Source organism: Clostridium sardiniense (assembly GCF_019753795.1).
Lineage (GTDB): Bacteria > Bacillota > Clostridia > Clostridiales > Clostridiaceae > Clostridium > Clostridium sardiniense.
Map to the genome: position 1 here is coordinate 129997 of NZ_JAIKTU010000001.1, position 24559 is coordinate 154555.

Annotated in this window: 22 protein-coding genes, 1 pseudogene and 1 riboswitch; of the genes and pseudogenes, 20 read left to right on the forward strand and 3 right to left on the reverse strand. The window is 27.1% G+C overall.

The genetic code is table 11. The annotated features are described in order from the left end of the window. Window positions 1–5 precede the first annotated feature (5 nt). From K5V21_RS00515 to K5V21_RS00575, 13 genes are all read left to right on the forward strand, one after another. On the forward strand, window positions 6–656 hold the full coding sequence (locus K5V21_RS00515) for a CpsD/CapB family tyrosine-protein kinase (protein ID WP_221858275.1): 651 nt from the start codon (window positions 6–8) through the stop codon (window positions 654–656). Between the two features lie 13 nt (window positions 657–669). Then, window positions 670–1428, forward strand: coding sequence for a tyrosine-protein phosphatase (locus K5V21_RS00520; RefSeq protein ID WP_221858276.1), 759 nt, complete (start codon window positions 670–672; stop codon window positions 1426–1428). A 26-nt stretch (window positions 1429–1454) separates the two neighbouring features. Then, a complete protein-coding gene (locus tag K5V21_RS00525; RefSeq protein WP_221858277.1) occupies window positions 1455–3332 on the forward strand; it encodes a polysaccharide biosynthesis protein in 1878 nt (625 codons plus the stop codon). A gap of 50 nt (window positions 3333–3382) precedes the next feature. Continuing rightward, window positions 3383–4525, forward strand: a complete 1143-nt coding sequence (locus K5V21_RS00530; RefSeq protein WP_221858278.1) for a DegT/DnrJ/EryC1/StrS family aminotransferase — start codon at window positions 3383–3385, stop codon at window positions 4523–4525. A gap of 16 nt (window positions 4526–4541) precedes the next feature. Further along, window positions 4542–5183: a sugar transferase gene (locus K5V21_RS00535; protein ID WP_221858280.1), complete on the forward strand. Its 642-nt coding sequence runs from the start codon at window positions 4542–4544 to the stop codon at window positions 5181–5183. 36 nt (window positions 5184–5219) lie between these two features. Beyond that, window positions 5220–6035, forward strand: coding sequence for a glycosyltransferase (locus K5V21_RS00540; protein WP_221858282.1), 816 nt, complete (start codon window positions 5220–5222; stop codon window positions 6033–6035). Window positions 6036–6046: 11 nt separating this feature from the next. Then, window positions 6047–7030: a glycosyltransferase family 2 protein gene (locus tag K5V21_RS00545; protein WP_221858285.1), complete on the forward strand. Its 984-nt coding sequence runs from the start codon at window positions 6047–6049 to the stop codon at window positions 7028–7030. 4 nt (window positions 7031–7034) lie between these two features. Beyond that, a complete protein-coding gene (locus tag K5V21_RS00550; protein ID WP_221858286.1) occupies window positions 7035–7916 on the forward strand; it encodes a glycosyltransferase family 2 protein in 882 nt (293 codons plus the stop codon). A 46-nt stretch (window positions 7917–7962) separates the two neighbouring features. After that, a complete protein-coding gene (locus K5V21_RS00555) occupies window positions 7963–9045 on the forward strand; it encodes a glycosyltransferase (RefSeq protein WP_221858287.1) in 1083 nt (360 codons plus the stop codon). After that, complete coding sequence (wzy, locus tag K5V21_RS00560; RefSeq protein WP_221858288.1) at window positions 9038–10543, forward strand: O-antigen polysaccharide polymerase Wzy; 1506 nt, start codon at window positions 9038–9040, stop codon at window positions 10541–10543. Before K5V21_RS00555 ends, wzy begins: the two co-directional genes overlap by 8 nt. 68 nt (window positions 10544–10611) lie before the next feature. Continuing rightward, entirely contained in the window at window positions 10612–12099 is a 1488-nt protein-coding gene (locus tag K5V21_RS00565) for a lipopolysaccharide biosynthesis protein (protein ID WP_245000592.1), read from the forward strand. 56 nt (window positions 12100–12155) lie between these two features. Beyond that, window positions 12156–13478, forward strand: a complete 1323-nt coding sequence (locus K5V21_RS00570; protein WP_221858289.1) for a UDP-glucose dehydrogenase family protein — start codon at window positions 12156–12158, stop codon at window positions 13476–13478. A gap of 20 nt (window positions 13479–13498) precedes the next feature. After that, on the forward strand, window positions 13499–14524 hold the full coding sequence (locus K5V21_RS00575; protein WP_221858290.1) for a GDP-mannose 4,6-dehydratase: 1026 nt from the start codon (window positions 13499–13501) through the stop codon (window positions 14522–14524). 184 nt (window positions 14525–14708) lie between these two features. Here the strand turns inward: K5V21_RS00575 and K5V21_RS00580 are convergent. After that, window positions 14709–15487, reverse strand: a pseudogene (locus K5V21_RS00580) (integrase core domain-containing protein). 458 nt (window positions 15488–15945) lie between these two features. Here K5V21_RS00580 and K5V21_RS19725 point away from each other — a divergent pair. From K5V21_RS19725 to K5V21_RS00605, 5 genes are all read left to right on the forward strand, one after another. Beyond that, window positions 15946–16155, forward strand: a complete 210-nt coding sequence (locus K5V21_RS19725) for a VanZ family protein (RefSeq protein ID WP_221858650.1) — start codon at window positions 15946–15948, stop codon at window positions 16153–16155. Between the two features lie 185 nt (window positions 16156–16340). Continuing rightward, window positions 16341–17297, forward strand: a complete 957-nt coding sequence (locus K5V21_RS00590) for an LCP family protein (RefSeq protein ID WP_221858291.1) — start codon at window positions 16341–16343, stop codon at window positions 17295–17297. A 176-nt stretch (window positions 17298–17473) separates the two neighbouring features. Next, complete coding sequence (locus K5V21_RS00595; protein WP_221858293.1) at window positions 17474–18355, forward strand: MORN repeat-containing protein; 882 nt, start codon at window positions 17474–17476, stop codon at window positions 18353–18355. A gap of 29 nt (window positions 18356–18384) precedes the next feature. After that, window positions 18385–19221, forward strand: a complete 837-nt coding sequence (locus K5V21_RS00600) for a discoidin domain-containing protein (RefSeq protein ID WP_221858295.1) — start codon at window positions 18385–18387, stop codon at window positions 19219–19221. A gap of 172 nt (window positions 19222–19393) precedes the next feature. Next, window positions 19394–19494, forward strand: a riboswitch (purine riboswitch). Window positions 19495–19559: 65 nt separating this feature from the next. Beyond that, window positions 19560–20870, forward strand: coding sequence for an NCS2 family permease (locus K5V21_RS00605; RefSeq protein WP_245000593.1), 1311 nt, complete (start codon window positions 19560–19562; stop codon window positions 20868–20870). Between the two features lie 220 nt (window positions 20871–21090). On the opposite strand, the gene K5V21_RS00610 is transcribed toward K5V21_RS00605, so the two are convergent. Both K5V21_RS00610 and K5V21_RS00615 read right to left on the reverse strand, forming a co-directional pair. After that, entirely contained in the window at window positions 21091–21234 is a 144-nt protein-coding gene (locus K5V21_RS00610) for a Spo0E family sporulation regulatory protein-aspartic acid phosphatase (RefSeq protein WP_221858297.1), read from the reverse strand. 43 nt (window positions 21235–21277) lie between these two features. Beyond that, complete coding sequence (locus tag K5V21_RS00615) at window positions 21278–21763, reverse strand: helix-turn-helix domain-containing protein (RefSeq protein ID WP_221858299.1); 486 nt, start codon at window positions 21761–21763, stop codon at window positions 21278–21280. 351 nt (window positions 21764–22114) lie between these two features. Here K5V21_RS00615 and K5V21_RS00620 point away from each other — a divergent pair, with 351 nt between their 5' ends. Next, a complete protein-coding gene (locus K5V21_RS00620; RefSeq protein ID WP_221858301.1) occupies window positions 22115–22636 on the forward strand; it encodes a CpsB/CapC family capsule biosynthesis tyrosine phosphatase in 522 nt (173 codons plus the stop codon). 207 nt (window positions 22637–22843) lie between these two features. Further along, complete coding sequence (locus K5V21_RS00625; RefSeq protein ID WP_221858302.1) at window positions 22844–24424, forward strand: hypothetical protein; 1581 nt, start codon at window positions 22844–22846, stop codon at window positions 24422–24424. The last annotated feature ends 135 nt before the right edge of the window (window positions 24425–24559 follow it).

Genomic DNA, 24559 nt, shown 5'->3' on the forward strand with positions numbered 1-24559 from the left:
ATAAGATGTTTATAGTTGAAAAGAAACCAAAATCAATACCAGCAGAAAGCTATAGAGTATTAAGAACTAATATACAATACTCATCTATTGATAAAAAGATAAAGAGAATGTTAGTTACAAGTTCAGAGCCGGGAGAAGGTAAGTCAACTACAACAGGTAATCTTGCACTTACATTTTCACAGGATGAAAAGAGAGTTTTACTAATAGATTGCGATTTAAGAAAGCCTAGTATCCATAAGAAGTTTAGAGTTTCTAATAATATAGGACTTTCAGATGTAATATTAGATAATAGTAAATTAGATAAGGCACTGATAAAGAGAAATGATTATTTAGATATATTACCAGCTGGTAAGGTGCCACCAAATCCATCAGAACTTTTAGGTTCAAAGGCATTAGAAAATTTACTTGATGAATTAGGAAAAAAATATGATGTAATAATTTTAGATACTCCTCCGGTACATGCAGTAACTGATGCTCAAATACTTTCAACTAAGGTTGATGGAGTAATACTTGTTGTTAGAGCAGAAAGAACAAAGAAGGAATCAGTGATATCAGCTAAAGCAGCATTAGATAAAGTTAATGCTAATATCTTAGGAACTGTACTAAATGGTGGAGAAAGTAGTAAAGGTAAATACTACTACTACTATGGTAATTAATTAGGAGGTATTTATGGTAGATATTCATTCTCATATATTACCTGGAATAGATGATGGACCAAAAAAGTTGGAAATATCATTAGATATGATAAGAAGATCATATGAAGAAGGAACAAAAGATATAGTAGCCACTCCACATTTTAGGAGAGGCTGTTTTGAGACACCTTATAGCGAAGTTAAGAACATAGCTAAGTATTTTAATGAGTTAGTAAAGGCGGAAGGCATAGATATAAATATACATTATGGACAAGAAGTTTATTACTCAGATAGAATAATTGAAGATTTAGAAGAAGGCCTTATAGGAGCTATAAATAATGGACGATATATGCTTGTAGAATTTCCTATGAGGAGTATTCCAAGTGAAGCAGCAGATTATATGTATGAATTAAAGCTTCGAGGAATTACTCCGATAATAGCTCATCCAGAAAGATATTCAGACGTTATAAAAAATGCTGAGGTTCTAAATCCTTTTATAGAAGAAGGATGTTTATTTCAACTTAATGCAGGAAGTATAAGAGGATTTTTTGGGAATGATGTTAAGAAGACAGCAGAAACTCTTATAAAAAATAATGTTTATTCTTTTATTGGAAGTGATGCTCATAATAATAGCAGTAGAAATACTGGCATTAAAGAAGAATATCAAGAGATATTTAAGAAGAATAAGGAGTTAGAGAATATATTCTTAGATAATTCTAATAAGTTTCTAAATAATGAAGAAGTTCAATTTGAAGGAAAGCTGATAAAGAAGAAAAAGGGGTTCTTTTTTAGATAATAAATAAAAGTAGGGGAAGTAATAATATGAATAGAATAAAAAGATGGAGATGTCCTATATTAATAATTTTAGATATATTAGTCATTAATATAGCATACTTATTTAGCTTTATTGTTAGATTTGATTTTAATATACCTAGTATGTACATCGAAAATTATATAAAGGTTATGCCAGTGACATTAATATTCTATATAATACCTCTTTCAATATGTAAGATGTATAAAAGTCTTTGGAGTAATGCAAGTATTGATGAATTTATAAAAGGGCTTGCTGGATGTCTTATAGGTGGTGGGATAAGCTTACTTTATAATAATACAATAGGAATAAGATTGCCTAATAGCATTATCATATTGAGTTCATTACTTATATTTATGATGGTTGTGGGAATTAGGCTTTCTTATAGAATATATAGAAGAATAAAAATTTATGGAGATCTACACATAAAAAGTGATAAAGAAAATGTTCTTATAATTGGAGCAGGATCTTGTGGACATATGGTTATAGAGGAAATGTATAAGAATAATGATATAAAAATGAGACCAGTTGGAATTATAGATGATAATAAAATGAAAAAAGGAACATTTCTTTGTGGTGTAAAGATTCTTGGAGGAAGAGAAGATATACCTAGTATAGTTGATGAGGATAATATAGATACTATACTTATTGCTATCTCAAAAATTTCTTCAAAGGATAAGAAAGACATAATAGAGATATGTCAAAATACAAATGCAAAGATAAAGATAATCCCAGGTGTTTATGAAATAATGGGAGGAAAAATATCCCTTACTAAGATGAGAGATGTAGATCTTAAAGATTTACTCGGAAGAGATGAAATAGAGCTTGATAAAGCTGGAGTAGAAAAATATATAAAAGATAAGGTAGTTCTTGTAACTGGAGGGGGAGGATCAATAGGATCTGAACTTTGTAGGCAGATAGCTAACTTTAATCCTAAGATATTACTTATATTAGATATATATGAGAATAATGTATATGAGCTTCAAAATGAGCTTAAATATTCATTTCCAGAATTAAATCAACATACTATAATAGCTTCTGTTAGAGACAAAGCAAGATTAAAAAAAGTGTTTAATGAATTTAAACCAGAAATAATATTCCATGCAGCAGCTCATAAACACGTACCATTAATGGAAGAGAACTCAGAAGAGGCAATTAAGAATAATGTAGTAGGTACATTAAATGTTGCAGAATGTGCAGATATGTTTAATATAGAAAAGTTTGTACTTATATCTACAGATAAGGCTGTAAACCCAACTAATATAATGGGTGCTACAAAGAGATTATGTGAAATGATAGTACAAGCAATGAATAAAAAAAGTAAAACGGAGTTTGTAGCAGTTAGATTTGGCAATGTACTTGGAAGTAATGGATCAGTTATACCTCTATTTAATAAGCAGATTAAAAATGGAGGTCCAGTTACGCTTACTCATAAAGAGATTACAAGATATTTTATGCTTATACCAGAAGCTGCTCAGTTAGTAATTCAGGCTGGAGCTTATGCAAAGGGAGGAGAAATATTTGTACTTGATATGGGAAGTCCAGTTAAGATATATGATTTAGCTAAAAAGCTTATAAAGCTTTCTGGATATGAGCCAAATAAGGATATTGAAATAAAGGTAACAGGACTTAGACCAGGAGAAAAACTTTATGAAGAGCTTCTTATGGACGAGGAGGGGCTTACAGAAACAGGACATGAAAAGATATTTATTGGAGTACCTTCAGAGTTTAATATAGATGAAGTTAAGAAGAGTATCGAAGAATTACTTTTTGTTGCAGTTAGACAAGACCATGAAAATTTAAAGAAAAAAATGAAAGAAGTAGTTACTACTTATAAAGATCCAGAAGAAGTTAATGCTGAAAGAGAAATTTCAGCAACAATACAATAATGATTAAATGCAATAATTAAATTGCTTAAATATACAAGGGGGAAAATATAATGGAAAAGAGAAGAATATTTCTTGCATCACCTCATATGGGAGGTATGGAAAAGGTATTTGTTCAAGAGGCTTTTGATACTAATTGGATAGCCCCACTAGGACCAAATGTTAATAATTTTGAAAAGGAAATCGCAGAATATGTTGGTATAAAGTCAGCGGCAGCATTAGTTTCTGGGACATCAGCAATTCATATGGCACTTAAGGCACTTGGAATAAAACAAGGAGATAGAGTATTCTGTTCATCACTTACATTTGCAGCAAGTTGTAACCCTATAGTATATGAAAAGGCAGAACCTGTATTTATAGATGCAGAGCCAAACTCATGGAATATGTCTCCTATAGCATTAAAAAAAGCTTTTGAGGCATGTGAGAAAGAAAGTAAATTACCGAAGGCTGTTATAGTAGTTCACTTATATGGACAATCAGCTGATATGGATAAAATGAAAGAAATTTGTAATAAATATAATTGCCCAATTATTGAAGATGCAGCAGAGTCACTAGGAGCTACTTATAAAGGAGTACAAACTGGTACTATTGGGGATTATGGAATATTTTCATTCAACGGAAATAAGATAATAACAACTTCAGGTGGAGGAATGCTTGTATCAAATAATGAAGAAAAAATAAATAAGGTTAGGTTTTGGATTACTCAGGCAAGAGATAATGCTAGACATTACGAGCATACAGAGATTGGATATAACTATAGAATGAGTAATGTTGTTGCTGGAGTTGGAAGAGGGCAACTTAGAGTACTAGATGAAAGAATAGCTAAGAAAAAAGAAATATTTGAAGCTTATAAAAATGCTTTTAAAGATATTGAGGATATTGAAATGATGCCAATATGTGATTATGGTGAACCAAATTATTGGTTAAGTTGTATGAGGATAAAAGAGGATTCAAAGGTTAAACCACTCGATGTAATTCTTGCTCTTGAAGAGGAGAATATTGAATCAAGACCAATATGGAAACCAATGCATATGCAGCCTGTATATAAAGAATATAAATTCTTCAGTCATAATAACGAAGGTAAGGGTATATCAGAAGATATATTTGATAATGGAGTATGCCTGCCTTCAGATACAAAAAATACTGAAGGAGATATGAAAAGAATAATTAGTAAAATAAAAGAAGTATTTAATTAAATAATAGAGGTAAAGAATGAATATACAACATAAAGAAATTATTAAGTTAGGAAAACATAATGGTTTTAATAAATTTATGAAACGAAGTTTTGATATTTTAGTTTCATTTATTGGACTTATAATAACATCTCCTATAATATTAGCTAGTGTTATATTAGTTAGAGTATTATATGGAGAATCAGGATTCTTTACTCAAAAAAGAGTAGGGAAAAATGGCAAAAAATTTAGAATAGTAAAGATAAGAACAATGAACTCTAAAGTTAAATTTGATACTAATGTAACTACTGATAAGGATCCTAGAATAACCAAGCTAGGAAGGGTTTTTAGAAAAACTAAAATAGATGAATTACCACAATTGTTTAATGTTCTTGTAGGAGATATGAGTTTCGTTGGTCCTAGACCAGATGTTGAAGAAACTATAAATAATATAAAAGATGAAAATAAAAAAAATATATTTTTATCAATAAGACCAGGAATAACAGGTCCAGCAAGTATAAAATATAAGAATGAAGAAGAAATTTTATCAAAAGTAGATAACTCAGAAATTTATAATAAAGAAATAATATTTCCGGATAAAGTTAACTTAAATAAAGAATATATAGAAAACTATTCTTTTTCTATGGATATTAAATATATAATTAATACGATAATAGGTTAATAATTACAATGATAAAAATAACGGAGGAATGTTTAATTGGATAAATATAGTGTTCTTATGTCTATCTATGAGAAGGAAAAGCCAGAATATTTAATTGAAAGCTTAGATAGTATTATAAATCAGACAGTACCACCTGATGAAATTATTTTAGTTGAAGATGGACCATTAAATAATGTTTTATATAAGACAATAGATAAATATTTAAATGATCATGATATATTAAAAGTAATAAAGAGTAGTAATAATGTAGGCCTTGGTAGAGCATTAAATTTAGGTTTAATTAATTGCAAAAATGAATTAATTGCAAGAATGGATACTGATGATATAGCTATGAAAAACAGGTGTGAAAAGCAGTTAATAGTATTTAATAATCATAATGACTTAGCAATTGTTGGAGCTGCGATAGATGAGTTTTATGAGAATTCAGATAACATAATTTCCACTAGGGTAGTTCCAGAATTTAATAAAGATATATATAATTTTTCAAAAAGAAGAAGTGCATTTAATCATCCTGTTGTTATGTACAAAAAAAGTGAAGTTTTAAGAGTTGGTGGTTATAGAGATTTAAGAAGAAATCAAGATGTTGATTTGTTTGGGCGTATGCTTTTTAATGGATGTAAAGCATATAATCTGCAAGAGAGCTTATTATTATTCAGGGCAAATAAATCATTAAAAAAAAGAAGAAAAAGTTGGGAAAATACTAAGAGTTATATAAATGTAATATATAGATTTTGGAAAAAGGGATATTCTAGTTTAGGAGATTTGTGTATAGTATGTATAAGCCAAATAGGGATGTTTTTATGTCCAATAAAAATTCAGAGCTTAATATATTCAAAATATTTAAGGAAATGAGGAAGAAATAATTGAAAATATCTATAGTTATTCCGATGTATAATTCAGAAAGATATATAGAAAAATGTATAAATAGTATAATTAAGCAAACATATGAAAATTGGGAGTGTATTGTTATTGATGATGGATCAACAGATAAATCCTATAGTATATTAAAGCAAATTAGTGAAAATGATAAAAGAATTAAGATTTATTCTAATAAAAATCAAGGTGCTGGTAAAAGCAGGAATTATGGAATAGAACAAATATCAGGCGATTATATAATATTCATAGATTCTTATGATTATATTGAGAAAAATTATTTTGAACAAATATATAAAGCTGTAAAAGAAAATGATAATCCAGATATAATATTTATTGACTTGCTTCAAGAAAAACCAGATGGAGATATTATAAAGCGTGAATTATTATCTAAATATAAAGGCATAAAGAAAGAAAAGATTATAAGATATCAAATGACAGGAAAGTTACCATGGGGAGGAGTAAGGAAAGTAGTAAAAAGTTGTATTATAAAAGACAATAAGATTAGATACTCTAGTGATATGGTCGGAGAAGAGGCTATATTTAGTTTTGATGTTCTTAATAAGTCTAATAAAGTAATATTTCTTGATGGTGTACAGTATCACTATGTAAACTATGAAAATAGTCTATCAAAAAAAGGTGGAGAAAATCCTTGGGGTCCTGTAAGTAAGAACATGAGAGAGCATTTAATAAATATTGGATTAATGAATAGGTATGAAGAAACCTTAAATAGTCTTGCTTTCACATCATTAATTATATCATTATACCGTATCTCAAGTATATATAATTTTAGAGATGCTTCAAAGAAATGTAGAGAGGCGGTTAGGATATATAGAAGAGATTGGGATTCTAATTTAGACATAGATAGTTTAGAAACGAGAGTGAAATTATTTATACCATTTATTAAAGTTAATAGTATATTGCCTATATTAATGATATCTAAATTTAAAAAAATAATTAAAGAGTGTAGGTGATTATATGAAATTATCAATTATGTTTATTACTTATAATAGAAAAAAAGAATTAATTAGGGCTATAAAATCATGTATAAGCAATAGAATTTATGATATGGAAATTATAATAGTTGACAATAATTCTAGTGATGGTACTGAAAAAGAAGTGAAGAATTTACTAATTGAAAATAATGTTAAGTTTACATATTATTTTTCAGAAAAAAATTTAGGTGTAGCTGGCGGAAGAAATAAGGCATTTTCATTATGCAGTGGAGAGTATGTATTTTGTCTGGATGACGATGCAGTAATAAAAAGTAAAAATTTATTAATCAATACTTGTAGATATATGGATGATAATAAAGATGTAGCAGTTTTAGCTTATAATATACATGAACCTAAATCAGGAGAAGATTTAATTGGAAAATTAGAAAAGAAAAAAAATAAAGAAAATGAATGTAGATGTTTAAGTTTTGTAGGCGCTGCTCATACATTAAGAAGAAAAGTTTTTTTAGAAAGATTGTATCCAGAAAATTTATTTTTTGGCTCAGAAGAGCTTTATGCTAGCTTTAGCGCATGGAATAGTGGGTATAACGTAAAATATATTCCTAACCAAATAGTACATCATATACCAAGCTCTATAAATAGAACAGCTGGTAAAGAAAGAGATTATAATTTTATTTTAAATCAATATATAATTAAAAAATTAGTGTATCCATTTGGAATTAGAAATATATTGAAAATAATATTATTTTTAAGATTATTAAAAAACAATATGGTTTCAATTGAATACTTTTCAAGAATAAAGAAAGATATGGAGAAAAGATACTCTAAAGATGAAGTGAATCGCATGAGTTATGATACATTTTATAGATTGTGTAAAAATTTTGGATTTAAATATATATTTTAAATTTTGTAAAATAAATGTAGTATATCACTTGAAAGGAATATAATTTATGAAAAAAATAGTATTTGTTGTGCCATCATTAAGTGGTGGTGGAGCAGAAAGAGTGGCATCTGTATTGGCGAATAGAATGGCTGATAAGGGTTTTTTAGTTACTATTGTGTGCTTATTAAAAGACTTACATACTTATGAAATTAATGATAATGTAGATGTCATTTTTATAAAAAGCAATCAAAAAAATAGATTAAAAAGAAATTCTGAAAAATTTAAAAATTTTAGGAAGATTTTAAAAAGCATTAGTCCAGATATTGTAATAGCATTTACGTATGATTGTAGTATTATAACAGCCATTGCTACAATATTTATAAAAACTAAATTAATTATTTCAGAAAGAAATGATCCTAATAATGATCCGAGTTCTAAGTTATTACAAAAAATAAGAAATATAATTTATAATTTAGCAGATGGATATGTATTTCAGACCGAAGATGCACAAAGATATTATAATAATAGAATTCAAAGGAAGTCTATTATTATAGGTAATCCTATAAATGATAATTTACCATTGCCATATGAAGGCGAAAGAGAGAAAAGAATAGTTTGTGTAAGTAGGTTAGCACCACAAAAAAATATATATTTGTTAATAGATTCATTTAAAGCAATAGAAAACAATTTATCAGAATATAAAGTTGAAATATATGGTGATGGACCACTTAAAGGAGAATTAAGCAATTATATCAACACATTAAATTTACAAGATAAAGTAATTTTAATGGGGTATTCAAGTAATATATATAATAAAATAAAAAAAGCAGATATATTTGTTATACCATCAAATTACGAAGGAATATCAAATTCAATGTTAGAGGCATTAGGATTGGGAATACCTGTAATTGCTACAGATTGTCCTATTGGTGGAGCGAAAACATATATTGATAATGGTAAAAATGGTTACTTAGTTGAAGTCGATAATAGGGATGATTTAGCCAATAAAATTTTGAAACTTGCACAAGATGATATTTTGAAAAGATCATTTTCAAAAGAAGCTTCAAAAATTAGAAATATTTTAAATTCAGATAATATAGCTAATTCTTGGATATCATTTATAATCAAGGTAGGAAATATAGATGAATAAGTTAGGATTATATTCAGATGATATGCGAGAAGCCAATATTAGAAAGATAATATATATAATGATTACATTAGGTATTGTTGTTATGATATATTTTAGTACTTTATTATTGTATGATAGAATAAATGGCTTTAGAAGCGAACAGGTAGAAAATTTAGTATATTTATTTGGTTGGATTGGCATTAGTTCATATATATATATATTAATCACTTGGAAAAAGGTTACTGGTAGGGTATTTACTCCATATATTATATTTTGTACGTTTATATTTCTATTTAATTATGGACAATTTATTATGTGGGCTATAGGAATACATTATAAGGGAGAGTTGGGAACAACAGATTTTATAAGATATATGGATGATGCAACTTTATTAAAAGTTGAGCTTGTATCAATAACAGGAATATTATCATTTCATTTAGGTGCTTTAATAAGTGCTTTTAATAGTAAATCGTCTAAAAAAGTTAAAAAAAATATATTTATAGATGATAAATTTGGATATTGCTATCCAATGAAAGTGATAGGAATTATTCTAATTTTGATATGTACTCCTATAGTATTATTCCAAGGTTTTCAAAATTTATCTGTTGCCACAAAATATGGATACACATCCATTTATTATGGAGGATATATAGAAACCAATATTTTAATGAAATATACAAATTATTTTTTCTTACCTGGTTTACTTTGTTATTTAATAGGAAATAAAATATCAAAAAAGAGCTTCTTTGAGGTAAGTATGATTTTTGGAATATATATGGTAATCAACCTATTAGCCGGAGATAGAGGCAGTTGGATTTATTTCCTTGTAATATTATTTTGGTGTTATACGACTTATATAAGTAAAATATCATTTTCATTTATAATTAAATGTATTGTAATTGGCTCAGCTTTATTGATATTAACATCTGTATTAGTAAAATTTAGAGAAATAGGATTTGAGAATATAACAAAAAGTGATTTTAGAGATGTATTACAAAATTCATCATATGTTTTTATAAAACCATTCTTTGAAATGGGACAAAGTGCAAGGGTATTAGGGATAATAATACAAGATAATTTAGATAAGGTATGGCCTTATGGAAATACATATATAGCAGCTATTTTAAGTATGTTTTTGCCAAGAATTAAGGTGCTTTTTGGATATCCAGATTTTTATTTAGATAATTGGATATCCCAGCAGTATTTGGCCTTAAATAAATATGGAGTTGGATTTTCTATTACAGCAGAAGCTTATTTGAATGGTGGAGTTGTTTTTTCTGTAGTTTATATGCTTATGTTAGGGATTTTTATATCAAAGTTAATTAAATGTGATAGAGTTGATTTAAATAATCCTAAAAAAATGTTTGTTGTTTTAGCGAGTACAATAACATTAATACCTATTGCAAGAGGATCAACTGAATTATTTTTACGCCAATGGGCATATGGAGTTTTTATATTATTAATTATAATTAATGTTTTGAGAAGGTTATTAAATAATAAGCAAATAAAATTTAATTGATATTACTGAACATATATTGATGATTTAGTTTGAATATAACTGTTTAGTAATAAAAAGGAGGACAATAATTGAGCTGTGAGAGTAATTTGCATAAAAATATTATTAAAGCTACAAAATGGTCAGCCGTTACTGAGGTTATGGCAAAAATAATAATGCCTATTACGAATATGATTTTAGCAAGATTACTAACACCGGATGAATTTGGTGTTATAGCAACAATAACTATGATAACTAGTTTTGCAGATATGCTTGCTGATGCTGGTTTCCAAAAATATATTATACAGCATGAATTTAAAAGTGAAAATGAGAAAAATGATAGTATAAATGTTGCTTTTTGGACAAACATTGTAATTTCAATTTTTATATGGATAGTTATAGTTATTTTTTCAAGTCAGATTGCTAAATTGCTTGGAACTCCAAATTTACATGGAGTAATATCAGTTGCTTGTATACAGATACCAATAACAGCCTTTTCTAGTATACAAATTGCAGCTTGTAAGAGAGAGTTTAATTATAAAGGATTATTCTTTATTAGAATTGTTTCTATTTCAATACCTTTTATAGTCACAATTCCACTTGCGTTATTAGGATTTAGTTATTGGTCATTAATTGTAGGATCATTAATAAGCGGAATTTTTACCGCAATAATTTTAACTTTGAAGTTTAAATGGAAGCCAAAATTAAAATATAACGTAAATCTTTTAAAGGAAATGTTTTCGTTTAGCTTTTGGTCGCTTATAGAAGCTGTATCTATATGGTTAACTACATGGGTAGATATATTTGTAATAGGTAGTGTGCTAGATTCATATTATTTAGGGGTCTATAAAACTTCAATAAACACTGTCAATAGTATAATGTCAATTGTAGCAGTCGCGACAACTACTATAATATTCTCGGCTTTATCACGTTTACAAAATGATGAAAAGAAGTTTCAAGAGATGTTTTTCTTGGTACAGAAGTTAATGGCAATTGTACTATTTCCTATGGGAGTTGGGATTTTCGTTTATAGTGATTTAGTTACTAATATTTTACTTGGATCACAGTGGAAAATGGCAAGCGAGATAATAGGAATATGGGCACTTACAAGTGCTATAAAAATGGTATTAGGTGATTATTGTAGTGAAGCTTTTAGAGCAAAAGGTAAGCCTAAAATATCTTTAATAGCTCAAGTATTACATTTAATTGTACTTATACCTGTATGTGCAATAAGTGTTAATTATGGTTTTAGATATTTAGTTTATTCTAGAGCATGGATTAGAATACAATTAATAATTATTCAATGGATATTAATGGTAATTATAATAAAAATTCCTATATTGAAAAGTATAAGAAATATTTTGCCATATGCAATCACGTCAATTCTTATGGGAGGATTAGGAGTATTTTTAAAGGGCCTATCTAACAATTATATTTGGCAGTTTATTTCTATAGGATTTTGTGTAATATTTTACATCCTAATGACAATAATAAGTGATTCATTTGCTAGAGAAAAAATTATTGAATTAAAAAACAGAAAAATTTTTAACAATAAAGAGGTTATCAATGAAAAATATTAAATAATGTGTAAAAGCATAGAAAAATATTTTGGATTATAAAAAGGAGTAAGATAATTATGTATAAAATAGCGGTAGCTGGAACAGGATATGTTGGATTAGTAGCTGGAGTATGCTTTGCAGAAGTTGGACATCAGGTTATATGTGTAGATGTTGATGAAGATAAAGTTAATTTAATGAAATCAGGAAAATCTCCTATATATGAAGCAGATTTAGAGGAATTAATGAAAAAAAATTATTCAGAAGGTAGACTAGACTATACTACAGATTATAAATCTGCTTATGAGGATGTAGATGCAATTTTTATAGGGGTTGGAACTCCAGAGCAACCTGATGGATCTGCAAATCTTTCATATATAGCAACTGTTGCAAGACAGATTGCCGAAACTGTAAAAAAGGATTGTCTTGTAGTCGTTAAATCTACAGTACCGGTTGGAACAAATGATAAGGTTGAACAGTTTATAAAAGATTTTTTGCCTAGTGATCGAAGTGATATTAGAGTAGAAGTAGCTTCTAACCCAGAGTTTTTAGCTCAAGGTACAGCTGTACATGATACACTTCATGCAGCTAGGATTATAGTAGGCACTGAAAGTAAATGGGCAGAAGAAATTTTAATGAACATATATAAGCCATTTAATATTCCAATTGTATCAGTTAATAGGAGATCATCAGAAATGATAAAATATGCATCAAATGATTTTCTGGCACTTAAGATATCATATATGAATGATATAGCTAATCTTTGTGAGCTAGTAGGTGCTAATATTGAGGATGTAGCTAGAGGTATGAGTTTTGATGAAAGAATCGGACAGAATTTTTTAAATGCAGGAGTAGGATATGGGGGGTCATGTTTTCCAAAAGATACAAAAGCCCTTGAATATTTAGCAAGACAAAATGGATATGAGCTTAGAACTATAAAATCAGCAATTGATGTGAATAACGATCAAAAAACTATCTTATATAAGAAAGCTTGTAGACGACTTATTACATTTAATGGATTAAAAGTAGCCGTATTAGGTCTTACATTTAAACCTGGGACAGATGACTTAAGAGAAGCACCATCACTTGATAATATTCCTTTGCTATTAGAAGCAGGTGCTAATATTTGTGCTTATGATTTAGTAGGAAGAGAAAATTTTTCAATGAAATATCCAGAAGGTAAAAATGGAAAAGGTACAATTGAATATGTTGATAGAATAGAAGATGCTTTGGATGGGGCTAATGTATGCTTTATATTTACTGAATGGCAAGATATTAAATCAATAAGTCCAGAAGAATATAAGAAGTTAATGAGAACACCTTTGATATATGATGGTAGAAATATATATGATACGAAAGAGATGAAGGAGCTTGGTTTAGAATATTATTCAATTGGAAGATAGGAATATAAAGGAGAACAAAAATGAATTATAAAAATTTAGATAAAGAGAAAATATATTTAGTTACTGGTGCGGCAGGATTTATTGGTTTCTATTTGTCGAAGTCTTTATTGGAAAAAGGATGTAGAGTAATAGGAATTGATAATCTAAATGATTATTATGATGTTAGTCTTAAATACTGTAGATTAGAGAAATTAAAATCATATAAAAAATTCAATTTTTTTAAAGAAGATATTTCAAATAAAAAAAAGATTATGGAGATATTTGGAGAGTTCAAACCTGATATTGTAATAAATTTAGCAGCACAGGCAGGCGTAAGATATTCTATAGAAAATCCAGATGCATATATTTCAAGTAATATAATAGGATTTTTCAATATTCTTGAAGCTTGTAGATATAATAAAATTGAACATTTATTGTACGCATCTTCAAGTTCAGTGTATGGATCTAATAAGAAAGTACCATTTGAAGAATCAGATTTTGTAGATCATCCAGTATCATTATATGCAGCTACTAAAAAGTCTAATGAATTAATGGCACATACATATAGTCATCTATATAAATTTCCAGCAACAGGACTTAGATTTTTTACAGTATATGGGCCTATAGGTAGACCTGATATGGCTTACTTTGGATTTACAAATAAATACTTTGAGGGAAAAGAAATCAGAATATTTAATGATGGAGACTTTGAAAATGATTTATATAGAGATTTTACTTATATAGATGATATTATAGAAGGAGTTGAACGAATTTTAAATAATCCACCTAATGAAATAGTACCACATAAAGTATACAATATTGGAAATAATAATCCGGAAAAGCTTATGACGTTCATACAAGCTTTAGAAAAAGCTTTAAGCAATTCATTAGGAAAAGAAATAATATTTGAAAAAATATTTGAGCCATTAAAGCCTGGTGATGTTCCAGCAACATATGCATCTACAGATTTATTGTATGAGGCAGTTGGATTTAAGCCATCTACTAGCATATATGATGGATTGCAAAAATTTTCAGATTGGTATGTTGATTATTATAAAATTAAATAAAGGTAGAGATTAGTATTGTGTTTTAATAATTAGAATCTGTTAAGCTGTTATGAAAAAATAGCTTAACTATTTGTAAAATTACTCGCTCTTTTAAAATTATATAAGTTTGACTATTTTTGAGTATGATTAATAAATCTGTAAGAATATAGTTTTTAATTAGGTTTATTAAGTATATTTTAATATATTAAGTAGCTATAGGACAATAATTCTTAGGATTATTATAGCTAGCGAAGCCAGCAACTTTGACAAGAGTTAAGTTATTTAATGAACTATGACTTCTAATAAAATCATAGTGATAAATAAAAATAAATATTAAATTATTAGCTTTTTCAAGAGAATTAAAGTCTTTATTAGATTCATGGAATACTTGAAAGCTTTATTGAAAGATTCTATAAGATTATTATTTATATCACTTGACATTGGTTTTACAACTATGTGTTTAGTATTTGGAAATAATATAGATATTGTTCAGTTGTAGGCTGGATTTCTATTTCTATATTTACTTAAGTGAAGGGAGACTATAAATATCGTTTTAGAGTTTATAACAAGTTATGAATAATGTTTTACTCCATTAATAAAAATTAATACTAATGTTTCATCAGCGGATTAATCATCAGATTTAAGAATTATTTATCGTTTAAAATTATCTAACTTTAATTTGAAATATGAAGTAAATTTATTACTACAATTAGCAATAGTTTCATGAGAGACCTCTATGTTAAAGGTATCCATAAGAAATTTGGATATATTTCTAGTGGATGTATTATTTAAATAATACAAGATTAAAGCTGCAATTATAACTTGTAATGGAAATCTCATATTTTTTATATAACATGAAGCCGTAATAGCTTGTAAAGAAGCTGGATCTATATTCAAGGTATTATGATTAGCTTGCTTGTCAAAAACAAACGTATATAATTGATTAGGATGATAGCGAGAGTATTTTACTTTTATTTTGTTCATTGCTTTTTTCTGCTTTCTCGAGGATAAAAATATTTTTTCAAACTCATTGTATTCTCTTAAGAGTTGAAAAGAGCAATGTTCATATAACTTAGTAAATCAAATAATTATATAATGATAAAATAAATTAATATGAATATATCTCAAGAAAGTTTTTTTATTTTGCATTGATTTGGTATTTATACTTTTTATACAAAATATTCGTTATTAGGAGAAAAAATGATAAAATAAAATGGTTATTAATCTTAATATTTGGAGTATATATTATAAAAGTGTTATCATTAGTATTTTTCCTATATTAATAACAATAGAAACTAATTCAGTATATGTAAGTCCTACAATATTCTTTAATCCCATTAACAGTATTCTTTATATAGTTAAATCAAACACTTTATATGGAATTATATACAATATAGGAGGTAACTTTATATTACTGATGCCTTTACCTATATTTCTAATTTATTTTTTTTAAGGAGAAAGTTGATAGTTTAAAGAAAATATTATTAATATGCTTTTTTATATCTTTAAGTATAGAGTGCCTTCAATATTTAGAATCAATTAATATACCTTCAGTTGGAAGATTTTTTGAAACTAATGATATTATACTTAACACATTAGGTTCAGGATTTGGATATATAATATATGATAAATATTTAAGAAGGATATTATAACTAAGTTTACTAGAGCTATATTTTTGTCGCTCTAAAATTATAATTTAACTATATGATACAAATTTTGTAAGGAAATTTACATAATAAAGATGTTATAAAATAGAAATATATGAACCGATGTCTATGAATCGTAAAAATAGCAATATAGATATGGATACTAAAGATGAAGAGGAGTAGGTGTAAATATGAGTGAGAACAAAAGAAACAGAAAAAAGAAGCTAAAAATAGCTGTTGCAGTTATAATAACAATTCTAGTTGTAGTATTTGGTGGTGGATTCCTGTATGTTAATTCAAAACTTAGCAAGGTCCAAAAAGTAGAAGTTAATCAAGATAATCTATCGATAGATAAGAATATAGAGAATGACAAAGAAAAAAGTGAAATAACTAATATCGCGTTATATGGTATTGATGAGCCAAAAGGGACAAGAGGACGTTCAGATGCTATAATGGTACTAACTATAGACCATAAACATGATAAGCTTAAGCTTACATCTATTATGAGAGATTCATATGTAGACATTCCAGGACATGGCCAGGATAAATTAACTCATGCATATGCATTTGGTGGACCAGAGCTTGCCATGAAGACATTGAATGTCAATTTTAATCTTAATATAAAGAATTTCATGGCAGTTAATTTTACTTCACTTCCTGAAATAATAGACAAGTTAGGTGGAGTAGAGATAAATGTAACTAAAGAAGAGATACCTCATATAGCAGGAGTAACACATTCTGGTATGCAAACATTAAATGGTAAGGAGGCTTTAGCTTATTCAAGAATAAGATATGCAGCAGGTGGAGATTATCAAAGAACTGAAAGGCAAAGGGTTGTACTTGAAGCAGTATTCAATAAAATGCATAATGCACCAAAAGGTGATTATCCAGGTTTAATAAATACATTCTTACCATATATCGAAACTAATATGTCTTCTATGGATATGATAAAACTTGCAACCGATGCTATGCCATTAATAAAAGGAAATTTAGAATCAGCTAGATTCCCTCTAAATGGATATTGCGAGGGGAAAATGATAAATAAAGTTTGGTATTTAGTATTTGATAAGAAGGCGACATTAGATCAAATGCAAAGTTATATATATGATGATAAGCCATTACCTAAAAATAGTAATGTAAATACTTAAATAGTAGGATAAATATTTTAAAAACACCTAGTTATGATTATCTATAACTAGGTGTTTTTTGTATTGTATAAAGTTTTAATATTTTTAATAGAATATTTACCAAATATTATTAAAATTTATTATAAAATATTAAATGTAACAATATAGACAAAATATTTATAAATCTAGGGGGAAGAATGAAATTATTAAAAAGAATATTATTAATTACAGTAACTATGGCAGTAATATTTGCTATAGGAGGATGTGGAAAAAGTAATAGATATGAATTTAAAGAAAAAGACAAATTCATTAAATTACAAGAGGATTACACATCAAAATATAAAAGGTGTTATTTAGAAGAAGAAAAGAATATTTTGAGAGGTACTAAATTAAAATTAACATTAGAAAAATCAAAGTACATGTATTATGGAGAATTAAGGGATAATAAACCAAATGGTGAAGGGGTATTGCTTAAAAATACAGATAAAGACGATATTTATGCAATTAGATATGTTGGACAATTTAAAGATGGTACATATAATGGTTTTGGATTACACTATGATAATTTAGAGCTTATAGAAAATGAATATCTAAGTAATATGGGGATTGAATATTTATCCTATGAAGGTGAATTTAAAAACGGAAGACGTTCTGGAAGAGGAAAATTATACTCACCTAAAATAAATACAGATAACTATGAAGAATCATTTAATAACTATATAGATAAGAATGGTAAAGTTATAGAAAACTTTAAAGATGAACTATATAAGAAATTAGATTCTGAGGTATGTATTTCTAATATGCCATTATTTCCTTCAAGATTTTCAGGATATGGTGAATTTAAAAATAACAAGTTAAATGGTAATGGAACTGAATATTATCAAAATGGGAATGTAAAGTATACTGGTGAATTTAGAAATGATAAATACTCAGGTTATGGAAATTTATATTATGAAAATGGAAATATAGAGTACGAAGGTAAATTTAAAAACTCTAAATATGAAGGAAAAGGCACTTTATATAATGAGGATGGTTCAGTTAAATATAAAGGCAAGTGGCTTAATGGAGAACAAAAATAGACAATCGATAATAGAATTTTAAATAAGAGGTGGCAAAGATAGATAAGAATATAAATAAAATAAAAAAAAGAAATAGAATATTAATTACAGGAATAATATCAATAATAGTTATTGTTTCTATAGTTTTAGGTGTAACATTTAAAATAAAAAGTGATAAGGAACAAGCTAAAGCTGAATCAGAAAGTATGAATCTATTAGCTAAAAAAGAAGCTGAAGATAACGAAATTAAAGTAAGCAAAGATAATAATAAAGTTAATGGCAATGAAATTAAGGATAATACATATAACTTAGATAGTAAATATAAGGAGAAGAAAGACTATAATAATTATGAATCATATAAAAATTTAGAAAATAATAAACAAGCAAAATATAATAAAGAAGTAAATAATGATGAAGATCATAATGTAAATAAAGTAGAAGAAAACTTAAAAGTAGAAAAAATTTATGTATCATCAACATTACAAGATCAGACTGGAGCAAATTATGATCCAAGTAATCTTATTGATGGAAGAAGTAATACTATATGGGCAGAGGGAGCAGAGGGGCCTGGAATAGAGCAATTTATAAGGATTGATTTTAATAAAAATAAAGTTGTAAAGAAACTATATATAATAAATGGATCTGCTAAATCTAAAAGATTGTATTATGCAAATAATAGGGTTAGAATATTAAGATTAGATTTTGGAGATGGAGAAATTAAAGATTTTAAGTTACAAGATGATGTAATGGGAGAGCAGGAAATAAATTTAGGTAAAGGTATAGAAACACCATATGTAGGAATGACTATTTATGATGTTTATCAAGGAAATAAATATAATGATACATGTATATCAGAGATAAGAGCTGTTGGATATGATTTAGATTAAAAACTTCAAACTAAAAAAGTCTAAAATATTACTTTAAGAGTATAATGTTTAAATAAGAATCACTTACAAAAATTAAAATATTTTTGTAAGTGATTCTTTATTTTAAAAAGTATTTAACGAACGTTGACAAAGGTATGAAGATATAATATTATGTAAATATACGAAAGATATTTTAAAAATAAACATTAATTATCGTATAATATCAGAATATGGTCTGATAGTCTCTACCAAGTCACCGTAAATGACTTGACTACGATTTTTCTAAAGGGTAAACCTTAGATAAATCCTAAAAGATACGACAAAGAAAAAGCTTTAAAGTACTAAAGGAGGATTACAAGATGAATTTTATTTCAAAATATTTTAATTTTGAAAAGAGAGGTGCTAGTTTTAAAGGAGAAATAATAGGTGGACTTACAACATTTATTACAATGTCATATGTCTTATTTGTTAATCCAGATATTCTAGGAGCCGCAGGAATGGATAAAAATAGTGTCTTTGTTGCAACAGCATTAGCGGCAGCAGTTGGTACACTAATAATGGGTATATATGCTAAATTTCCAATGGCACTTGCGCCAGGGATGGGACTTAATGCATTCTTTGCATTTACTGTTTGTGGAGAGATGGGTATTCCATGGGAAGTTGCTATTTCAGGAGTTTTACTTTCAGGAATTATATTTATAATAATATCAGTAACAGGACTTCGTGAACTTATAATTAAAGCAATTCCACAAAACTTAAAATATGCAGTTAGTGCAGGTATAGGATTATTTATAGCTTTTGTTGGTCTTAAGGGGTCAGGGATTATAGTTGCAGATGCTTCAACACTTGTTAAAATTGGAGATTTAACAAATCCTAAAGTTTTACTTGCTGTATTTGGACTTTTAGTAACAGCTATATTACTTGCTAGAAAAGTAAAAATTGCTATATTTGTTGGGATGGTATGTACAGTAATTGCTGGTGTGGTATTCGGATTAATTGGTACACCAGATGCCATAGTTGCACCAATTCCATCACTTGAACCAACTTTTGGTGTAGCTATTAAAAATTTAGGACAAGTATTTAATCCTCAAATGTTAATGGTTGTATTTACAATGTTATTTATGGATTTCTTTGATACAGCAGGAACACTAGTGGCTGTTGGTTCAAAGGTAGGCTTAGTAAAAGAAGATGGATCAATTGAAAATGGATCAAAGGCATTACTTTCAGATTCAGTTGCAACATGTGTTGGAGCAGTATTTGGAACAACTAATACAACTTCATACATTGAATCATTATCAGGTGCTTCAGTTGGAGCAAGAACAGGATTTTCAAGTGTTATAGTTGCTGGAATGTTTTTACTTTCAATGTTCTTCTCACCACTTTTAGCAGTTGTAACTCCAGAAGTTACAGCACCAGCATTAATAATTGTTGGATCACTTATGTGTTCATCTCTTGCAGATATAAATTGGAAGGAGCCAGAAATTGCAATACCAGCATTTTTAATAGTTATTTTAATGCCATTATCTTATAGTATTGCTATAGGAATAGCATTTGGATTCTGTACTTATGTTGTATTAATGATGTTTAAAGGTAAGTTTAAGGAAATACATCCTGTAATGTATACTTTAGCAGTATTATTTACATTCTACTTTGCATTTGGTGTAGCGTAATTTAAGAATTTAATATTAGAATAAAAAGCCTCCTAACTACAAAAGATTATTATGTAATCTATATATTGTTAGGAGGTAATTTATATGGCTAAAAAAGATCAGCAATCATCATGGAATAGCAAAAGATTTAAGACTCCACCAAAGAATGATGTAGACCCTGTTCCAGAGATTAAAGGAAAAGAGAAAAAATAAAAATACAGTATAAAAGGATGATTAGTTATTAATCATCCTTTTTACTTTGAATTAACTTCATTTGATTCACAATTTCATAGTCTAAAGCTTCACTAGCTCTTAAAGCTTCTATACTATCCAGCCCATGTTCATCAATTATTTCATATAGTTTTTCTTTAAGAATATCAATCATTTAAATACCTCTAATAATAGTTTTTGTGTAATTTATTTTTAGATTAAAAAAATTTTTTATTTATTATTGGAGTTATTTCTTCTGCAAATTCAATTTTATTGTTTCTATGGTTCTTTCTTTGTTTATGTTCTAATATTTCAACTATTTCATCAATTTCTTTAATCTTTAATTTTATCTCTTTATTAAGTTGTTTTAAGTGATTTTCATAATATTTTTTATTGTTTTTAAGTTTTCTAAGGAGTTTTTCTATATTGAATTTATTTATATCGAAATTAAAAGTTGGGTCAGCAAATTTTGGAGTATCAAAAGGATAAGATTCAGTTGCAACTTTACCTTTAAGGAGTTCGTCTATAGAGCAGTTAAAGAAGTCAGATATCTTTATTATCATATCTAAGTCAGGTTCGCTTATACCATTCTCGTAATTAGAATATGTAGAACGTGAGATTCCTAATTTCTCAGAGAGCTTTATTTGGCTTAAATCATTATCTAGCCGTAAATTTTTCAAGTTAACACAAAAATTATAATTCATAAAATCACCTAAATATAATATACCAAAAACAGTAAATAAAAATTCGTTCTGACAAATAAATTAAATTTAAATTTTTGTCAAATTTAAAGTAATAAAGATATATTAACATAAATTTACTTATGTGAGAATGCTATTATAGGAAGGTAATTATTATAAATTTCTTAATATTTCTTGCGAATTATAAATTGTATTTAAAAAATGATATAATTAAAAAATAATTAAATTAGAAAGTAACTGAATAATAAATTAGTTAAATAATAGATTAATTACTAAAATATTATTTTTATATAAAACAGTAAATATATGAGTGATAAAAGCATACATAAAATAAGTTATTGGAGGAGATAAATTATGGAAAGATCAATTAAATTAAAAGAATTAGATTTAATAAATTTGTACAATCCTGAAAATACTGAAATAAGTAATAAAAATTTAGATATAAGTAGATATAAAGTTTTAGAATTAGATGAGGACTATCCATCAGACATATTTAAGGATATTTATGATATTCAATTAAAAGGAGATATTCCGATAATACTTTATCCGGAGAAACTTATACCTATAATAGATAACGTAAGTAATATAAACGATTTTATTGATTCAGACTGTCTATTTGTACTTGATGCAAAGAGTTTAGAAGGAGATTATGGAAGAGCAATAAAGAACACCTCAAAAACTTTATTGGAAAATAAAATCTATAGTTTTATCAATAAAAATAGAGTTTCTGAGGAAGATATAGATAAAGATATTTCAAGATATAAAGAGTATAATAGCATATTAGAAGAGAGTATTGAAAAATTAAATAATGAAGAATTAGTTGAATTCTATGGAAGAAGGGTTAAACCTAAGAAGAAGTTACTTGGTATATTTTAAGGGTCAAGCAAACTTAATTTAGATTAGATAAGGTAATATACTTTTATTATAGATATAGGATAGATAGTTTAATAAGACTATATATTCTATATTTTTTTTATTTATATCAACAATTATTTTCCAAAATAATCTAATATACAATTAAAATTATGTAGATTATATGTTAAAATTATGTAGTATATGAAATAATTTGCGGGGGAAGATTGAATGAATAAAAATGACTTTAATAGACATATCTATCTTAAAGGTAAAGGTATTAAATATGATGTTTTAGTAGATGATAAAAACAATTTGAAAGTTATTCCTTATAATTTTGACTATCTAACCTTCTTATTTGGAGGGCTAGCATATTTATTTAGAAAAGAAATAATAAAAGGTATAGCATTATTATTTTTACAAGGACTTTTAATATATTTATTAAATATACCAATTGGAATTATAATAAGTTTTGTTATTACATTTATAGTAGGTATATTTTCAGGTAAGGCTTATTCTAATAAGCTTATAAGGGAAGGTGCAATATCTTTTGATGAATATGAGGAAAATGGATATTCCCATGAATATAAGGAGAATACATCATTATCTCGTGCTGATGAGAAAAAGGGCGCTAGGATGAATCAAGGCTATAAGCATAGCATAAAAAAGCAAAATACAGTTTTTTATATTGCAGGAATTTTAATGCTTATAGGTGTTACATTACTTACTGGCTTTAAAGTAAAATCTAATAGTGATAATACAAAATATAAGGCTGTAACTACTCAAAGTGAAAGTAATTCAAAGAATAATGATAAAAAAGTTGAGATACCAAATCAGTTTATAATATTACTAGTAGATGATAAAAATATTGAATCCTTTGCTTTGATTAATTTTGATAAAGATAAACATAAGATGAGTGGTAAATATTATAATGGTGAAGTTCTTGTTAAAGAAGGAGATAAAGCTATACCATTAAATGATGTATTTAAGGATAAGGGAATGATACCAGAGAGCGTATTTAAAAAATATTTTGGTATAGATAAGAGTATTCCTCAAGTAAAGATTGATATTAAACAGGTGGAAGAAATAATGCCAGAACTTAAAGATAGTAAGGTAGAAGATAAATATAAAGATATATTAATTAATACTACTAAATTAGATGATGAAAAATATGAGAAGATAGTTAGTGATTCATCTATCTTAAATAAAGTAGATGATAAGGTAGATGAAAATTATTTAGATTATGATGCTGCATTAAAGTATAAGAATATAATAAAAGATTCAAAAGAAACTTTTGATATTAAAAAAGGTAAGTATTATGAAATTTCATTAAACTCAATAGCATCTAATAAAGCTATAAAGGCTTTGGGGGATGAGGCTAAGGGGGATGGATTATATTACTTTGATTATAATGACTTAGAGTATAATGATTTAGTAAAGAAGCTTAAAGCAAAGAATAAAGAAATTAAAGATGCTGAGGAAGAAGCAACTAATACTGCTGCTGAAAATAATAATAGTAATAGAAATAATAGACCTCAAAATGGCTCAGGATCAAATAATTATTATAGACCTCAAAATTCAACGAATAGACCAAGTAGTGGTGGAAATCATAACACATCAGGGGGGAATGGTAATAATGGTAATGGAAACACTGATAATGAAACAGTAGATGAAGATAAAACAGATAGTGATAATCAACCTGGTGGGTCTAATACAGGAAGTAAACCAAACCAAGGAAATGGAGATGATGGTCAAGGTCAAGGAGTCGGAGATGGAGCTACCCAAAATGGAACGACACACCATAGAAGATGAAAATGATACTATAAAATAGCAAAGTATAAAAATAATAAAAAACTATTTTAAACATAATAAAAATGAGGTAAGCTAGGAAGGCTACCTCATTTTTATATTTTATAATGAATTTAAAATAGCCTAATAGGTAAAAAT

Bases quoted from the DNA above. Each gene is read 5' to 3' on its own strand.
- K5V21_RS00525 (WP_221858277.1), top strand. From the start codon at position 1,455: ATGAATAGAATAAAAAGATGGAGATGTCCTATATTAATAATTTTAGAT.
- K5V21_RS00615 (WP_221858299.1), bottom strand. From the start codon at position 21,763: ATGAATTATAATTTTTGTGTTAACTTGAAAAATTTACGGCTAGATAAT.
- K5V21_RS00590 (WP_221858291.1), top strand. From the start codon at position 16,341: ATGAGTGAGAACAAAAGAAACAGAAAAAAGAAGCTAAAAATAGCTGTT.
- wzy (WP_221858288.1), top strand. From the start codon at position 9,038: ATGAATAAGTTAGGATTATATTCAGATGATATGCGAGAAGCCAATATT.
- K5V21_RS00515 (WP_221858275.1), top strand. From the start codon at position 6: ATGTTTATAGTTGAAAAGAAACCAAAATCAATACCAGCAGAAAGCTAT.
- K5V21_RS00535 (WP_221858280.1), top strand. From the start codon at position 4,542: ATGAATATACAACATAAAGAAATTATTAAGTTAGGAAAACATAATGGT.
- K5V21_RS00625 (WP_221858302.1), top strand. From the start codon at position 22,844: ATGAATAAAAATGACTTTAATAGACATATCTATCTTAAAGGTAAAGGT.
- K5V21_RS00605 (WP_245000593.1), top strand. From the start codon at position 19,560: ATGAATTTTATTTCAAAATATTTTAATTTTGAAAAGAGAGGTGCTAGT.
- K5V21_RS00530 (WP_221858278.1), top strand. From the start codon at position 3,383: ATGGAAAAGAGAAGAATATTTCTTGCATCACCTCATATGGGAGGTATG.
- K5V21_RS00575 (WP_221858290.1), top strand. From the start codon at position 13,499: ATGAATTATAAAAATTTAGATAAAGAGAAAATATATTTAGTTACTGGT.
- K5V21_RS00610 (WP_221858297.1), bottom strand. From the start codon at position 21,234: ATGATTGATATTCTTAAAGAAAAACTATATGAAATAATTGATGAACAT.
- K5V21_RS00555 (WP_221858287.1), top strand. From the start codon at position 7,963: ATGAAAAAAATAGTATTTGTTGTGCCATCATTAAGTGGTGGTGGAGCA.
- K5V21_RS00520 (WP_221858276.1), top strand. From the start codon at position 670: ATGGTAGATATTCATTCTCATATATTACCTGGAATAGATGATGGACCA.
- K5V21_RS00595 (WP_221858293.1), top strand. From the start codon at position 17,474: ATGAAATTATTAAAAAGAATATTATTAATTACAGTAACTATGGCAGTA.
- K5V21_RS00620 (WP_221858301.1), top strand. From the start codon at position 22,115: ATGGAAAGATCAATTAAATTAAAAGAATTAGATTTAATAAATTTGTAC.
- K5V21_RS00570 (WP_221858289.1), top strand. From the start codon at position 12,156: ATGTATAAAATAGCGGTAGCTGGAACAGGATATGTTGGATTAGTAGCT.
- K5V21_RS00550 (WP_221858286.1), top strand. From the start codon at position 7,035: ATGAAATTATCAATTATGTTTATTACTTATAATAGAAAAAAAGAATTA.